Raw genomic sequence first — 4,451 nt, 5'->3', positions numbered from 1 at the left:
ATCTTTTCATAAATCAAATATTATTCCTATATCGTCCTCTGGTAAATACTGGGGATTTAAAACATTAGCACTATTAAAAGGGCAAATTTCCGGGAAAACATGAATATCTATTCCTGTTTCTTGAGAAGCAATTAATCTAGCATCATGATAACATTCATCAAATACCTCTTCCAAGTATCTCTTTAAGCTAGGACTTTTTTTTAATGACTTGTTTAAACGCAAAGAATGTTCAGTAATTGACGCTTTCCAACTATTAGAGCGTTTTTGGGGTTGATATTTCCACTTGAGTAAATGTTGAAAAACTCTGATCAGATTACTCTCTAAAGCATCTTTACGATTATTGCCTATGTCCTCAATTTCTTCGATAAGATTCTGAATATCCAACTGAGCAAACTCTCCTTTTTCTAGCAGGTTTACGGTTTGTTCTATCCACAAATTGAAATCAGATTCATAGAGAGGTTTTGTGAGTTTCATCATTTTTCAGAATGTACAGATAGTTGAGTAAAGCTAATGCTTATTGATTTTTTAACTAAGAGGGTGTTTAAAAAGTCATGATTGATGTATACTAAACACGGGTGAGATTTAAACTTTTACGGTAGAAAAAATATTATGTTCGTTTTGCTTGTATCAGATTCTACTTTGCACTAATTTGTTATTCAACTCGTTGTCCAAGTACCGCTAGAGTTGATTCCATTGTAGATAATTTTGTGGCATGGTGGGGATTTAGAATCTGTTTTACTTCCTTTTCATGAATATTGAGAGTAGATACAAGTTCAACTTTACGCATTGCTAGATATAGCGTAGATTTTAGTGCTGTCGGCGCTGGTACTAATCATCAAAGGGAAGAGCGATGGATTTTTCGACGTTGCTGATTAAGGGTATGAATTTTAGTCTCACGCAAAGGCGCAAAGACGCAAAGGTAAGAGTTTTAAAGATTCAATTTGGGAATTTCATACCTCGATTCAGCAACGCCGATTTTTCTAAGCAGTCAGCAGCCTCGTTTTGTTCTAGAGAATCTCCGTAAAATAATTTTTCAGCTTTCATCTTTTACTACTACCAATAATAATACCTAATATGATTAAGCCTAAGCCTATGGATTTGGGAATTGTTACGGGTTCTTTAAAGAAGACGGCGCTGAGAAACATGACTAAAACAAAGGCTAAACTCATAAATGGGTAAGCATAGCTGAGGGGAAATTTGGTCATGGCGGCCATCCAGCTAAGTGCTGCTAAAAAAGCACAGGTAAAGCTACTAATTACCCAGGGGTTGAGTAATAGTCTGATGATGTATTGTAGTTTTTCAATGTTCTCTTGGGGAAATGCTCCGGCTATTTGAACTTGCCATTTAATGATGATTTGTCCGTAAACTGTAAATAGGATGGTAAAGAGGATGTAAAGATGATTCATGGATAATTATACAATTTCGACTTAATATCAGCGAAGGTATAAGTAAGTGGATGTGAAATAACCAAAATGTGTAACGATATGTAAACTAACCTCAATGTGTTATTGTCGTTGAGTTTTAGCCATTTCAAAAAACGAAATATATTTTAATTTTCCTCCGCCCACCTACTTATATTCTATAATTAGTTAATAGTCATTCACGTTTATCCATATTAAATAATTCCTTTGATTATATTGCCTGATTTAATATTCCTGCCTAAATCATCCACATCAACCCTAGTCACAGCGACAGAGGAGTTATTAAGACAAGATTGTGTAATAATATCAATTGGTAAAATAGTATCTGAATTATCCTCTCTTTTGATTAAATAACGCAGAGAAATTCTGGGAGATTGTGAGTTTACTTGGGTTGTTCCATGTATTATATTACTATGCCAAAAATAAACTGATCCTGCCTCTCCAATTAATGGAAATTTATTTAAAGTTAGAGAGTTCTTGTAATCATCATCACTATATATCAATTCTCCACCTTGCAATACTTTTATATTATGTGGAAACTTAGTTGCTCCAAGTAAGTGGCTTTTTGGAATAACCCATAGAGGTGCATCATTATCACCTACATCATGCAGATAAATGTAAAGGGTAATGAAACGTGGATCATGTTGCGGATAATCAATAATGTCTTGATGCCAATCAATACCGCGAAAATAAGTAATATCTTGATACTTTTTGTCAATGTATGCCCCTAAATTTGGTATTGGCTGATTTTTAACAATTTCTATTACCCAATCAGGAATACAAGTATCTGGCAAACCACAAACTATTTTTTTAAGGAGAATATTGTACTCCCCTAAAATCTGTTTAAAAATCTTATCAAGAACTTTATTTTCTTCTATAAAAGATGTGTCTAGGCTTAAAAGCAAGTTCTTTGAATCAGGCTTAGGATTAACACCTCTATGGCTTAAGCTTTCTAAGTTATCTGGCTTTTCAATAAAAAGACTTTTATCAAATTTTCTAGTCTTTTCTATCTCTAAATAAAGATTGGATAATTGATTCTTGTTAAGGCAGGTATCTGTAGATACATCAACAAAACCGTGAGTAATAAAATTTGTAGTGTGATTATTAATCATGTCTATAAACCTCTGTTTTACTTATTAAGACTAATTAAACCATAAACTTGTCAATCGAGACAACGAACTCAAATATAAATCTGCATAATCTATCTTTATTATCCATTATCCTCTTCCTGAATAAGTTGCAATTCTAACTCTAGTAGTTCTCTGGAACGAGGCTTGATTTTTTTTGCGGGATTACCTAGATAAATTGACCATTCTTCTGTGGACTTTCTCACAACAGAAGCTGCTCCTATTGCTGTACCTTCTGCCAAATTGACACCAGGAAATATCAAGCTTCCTGTTCCGATAATGCAATGTCTTCCTATATTAATACTCTTTTTTGTTTCTGATTTATACTTGGTTGGAATCGTTGGGTTTGTAAGTGTTTGACCACTATAATCATCACTTTGAGTAAAAACATGACATCCATAGGCTAATCCTGAAAAATCATTCAAAATGATTCCTTCTGAACCGCCTGCGACATTACAAAAAACTGCTATATGGACGTGTTTGCCAATAGTAACTTTTCCTGAAATCACGCAAAAATCATCTATCCTAGAATTATTGTGAATTTCGATCAGTTCAGGATTGTAAATAGCAGCTTTTTCACTAATCTTTACGTTTCTACCTAAAAACTTAAACGGAATTTTTGAGAGTTGTTCCTCATTCAAAAATGTCATTTTTGCTTCTCCTTATTAAATAATTTTTAGATATACTTAATTGCATTTATCGTTTTTTAAGATAGCAACTTGTCTTTTCTGTTGGTTCAGACTATAGGTTTTATTTCTGACTAAATATAAAGGTCTTTTCTTGATTTCATCAAAAGTTTTCCCCAAATAAACGCCTAAAATTCCTAAAATAGAAATAATAATTCCTCCCAAAAAATATAGGGAAACAATAATACTACTCCAACCTGTTACAGTTGCACCATAAACCAAAACTTCAATAAGTATATAAAGTCCATAAATAAAAGCAAAACTAGAAATGATAAAACCTAGTTTAATGGCTAATCTCAAGGGTTTATCAGAATAAGCTATAATTGTTTCACTAGCTAATTTCCATAATTTAGCAAAAGTATAGGTACTTTTCCCAGCAAAGCGTTCTTCATGAAAAACATCAATACTAGCAGTAGGAAATCCCATCCAATCTACTAAACCTCCAAAAAATCTGAGTCGTTCACGCATCAGACAAAAATTCTGGGCAACTTGTCGGGAAATCATCCGAAAATTGCCAACTTCACCATCATATTGAAGTTCAGTAAAATAATTGAAAATTTGATAAAATAGCCATGAAGTCAGTCGCTTTAGCGGAGGATGTTTTCGTTTGCCTCTCCTAGCTAAGACAACATCATAACCCTCTTGAGCCTTTGCATAAAGTCGGGGAATTTCTTCCGGTCTATCTTGTAAATCACAATCCATAACTACAACCCAATCGCCATCACAATGGTCTAGACCCGCAGTTATGCCATAATGTTGACCAAAATTTCGACTAAATTGAATTCCTTTTACCCGTGAGTCAGTCTTAGCTAACTCAATAATAATATCCCAAGAGCGATCGCCCCCACAATCCTCAACTAAGATTAATTCAAAGTCTTGTGTAATCGTCTCTAATGAATCCGCAAGACGCTTATACAAAACGTACAGACAGTCTTCTGCTTTATAGACTGGGATTACCACCGAAATATGAGGCATAATCTAAGCTAGTAGATTTACTGGAAAGTCAATAAGCAATACAATACTATACTGCCACATTGTGCCAATATAATTTTTAACATATTGTAACATTTTTATTGGGCATAGCTAAACATCCTCTTGCTAAGGAAGAGAATTTTCCGGTTTCCCCTTTTGGTAAGGGGGATTAGGGGGGATAATGTGGGAATCAGAGTTCCAGCATTAGTTTTATAAGTAGTGGGACAGAATTAATTACACAATGT

At 33.9% G+C, this 4,451-nt stretch carries 6 protein-coding genes; all 6 read right to left on the bottom strand.

Annotation, left to right across the window (positions count from 1 at the left end; all coding sequences use genetic code 11):
- Window positions 1-6 precede the first annotated feature (6 nt).
- The 6 genes from FJR37_RS25325 to FJR37_RS25305 all read right to left on the bottom strand — a co-directional run bounded on the left by FJR37_RS25325 (window position 7) and on the right by FJR37_RS25305 (window position 4,209).
- Entirely contained in the window at window positions 7-477 is a 471-nt protein-coding gene (locus tag FJR37_RS25325) for a DUF29 domain-containing protein (RefSeq protein ID WP_174763480.1), read from the bottom strand.
- A 175-nt stretch (window positions 478-652) separates the two neighbouring features.
- Window positions 653-787: a hypothetical protein gene (locus tag FJR37_RS27525; protein WP_255539976.1), complete on the bottom strand. Its 135-nt coding sequence runs from the start codon at window positions 785-787 to the stop codon at window positions 653-655.
- A gap of 253 nt (window positions 788-1,040) precedes the next feature.
- Window positions 1,041-1,406 carry an EamA family transporter gene (locus FJR37_RS25320; RefSeq protein WP_168467444.1) on the bottom strand — a complete coding sequence of 122 codons (366 nt, stop codon included), beginning with the start codon at window positions 1,404-1,406 and terminating at the stop codon, window positions 1,041-1,043.
- Window positions 1,407-1,615: 209 nt separating this feature from the next.
- Window positions 1,616-2,533, bottom strand: a complete 918-nt coding sequence (locus FJR37_RS25315) for a phytanoyl-CoA dioxygenase family protein (protein WP_168467443.1) — start codon at window positions 2,531-2,533, stop codon at window positions 1,616-1,618.
- A gap of 98 nt (window positions 2,534-2,631) precedes the next feature.
- Complete coding sequence (locus tag FJR37_RS25310; protein WP_168467442.1) at window positions 2,632-3,198, bottom strand: acyltransferase; 567 nt, start codon at window positions 3,196-3,198, stop codon at window positions 2,632-2,634.
- Window positions 3,199-3,234: 36 nt separating this feature from the next.
- Complete coding sequence (locus FJR37_RS25305; RefSeq protein WP_168467441.1) at window positions 3,235-4,209, bottom strand: glycosyltransferase family 2 protein; 975 nt, start codon at window positions 4,207-4,209, stop codon at window positions 3,235-3,237.
- Window positions 4,210-4,451 lie beyond the last annotated feature (242 nt).

This window comes from Aphanizomenon sp. UHCC 0183 (assembly GCF_009712065.1).
Lineage (GTDB): Bacteria > Cyanobacteriota > Cyanobacteriia > Cyanobacteriales > Nostocaceae > Dolichospermum > Dolichospermum heterosporum.
The sequence above is the reverse complement of the archived record's forward strand: the minus strand, read 5'-3'. Positions and strand labels throughout refer to the sequence as shown.

Coding starts and splice junctions, on each gene's coding strand:
- FJR37_RS25315 (WP_168467443.1), bottom strand. CDS start 2,533: ATGATTAATAATCACACTACAAATTTTATTACTCACGGTTTTGTTGAT.
- FJR37_RS25305 (WP_168467441.1), bottom strand. CDS start 4,209: ATGCCTCATATTTCGGTGGTAATCCCAGTCTATAAAGCAGAAGACTGT.
- FJR37_RS25310 (WP_168467442.1), bottom strand. CDS start 3,198: ATGACATTTTTGAATGAGGAACAACTCTCAAAAATTCCGTTTAAGTTT.
- FJR37_RS25325 (WP_174763480.1), bottom strand. CDS start 477: ATGATGAAACTCACAAAACCTCTCTATGAATCTGATTTCAATTTGTGG.
- FJR37_RS27525 (WP_255539976.1), bottom strand. CDS start 787: ATGCGTAAAGTTGAACTTGTATCTACTCTCAATATTCATGAAAAGGAA.
- FJR37_RS25320 (WP_168467444.1), bottom strand. CDS start 1,406: ATGAATCATCTTTACATCCTCTTTACCATCCTATTTACAGTTTACGGA.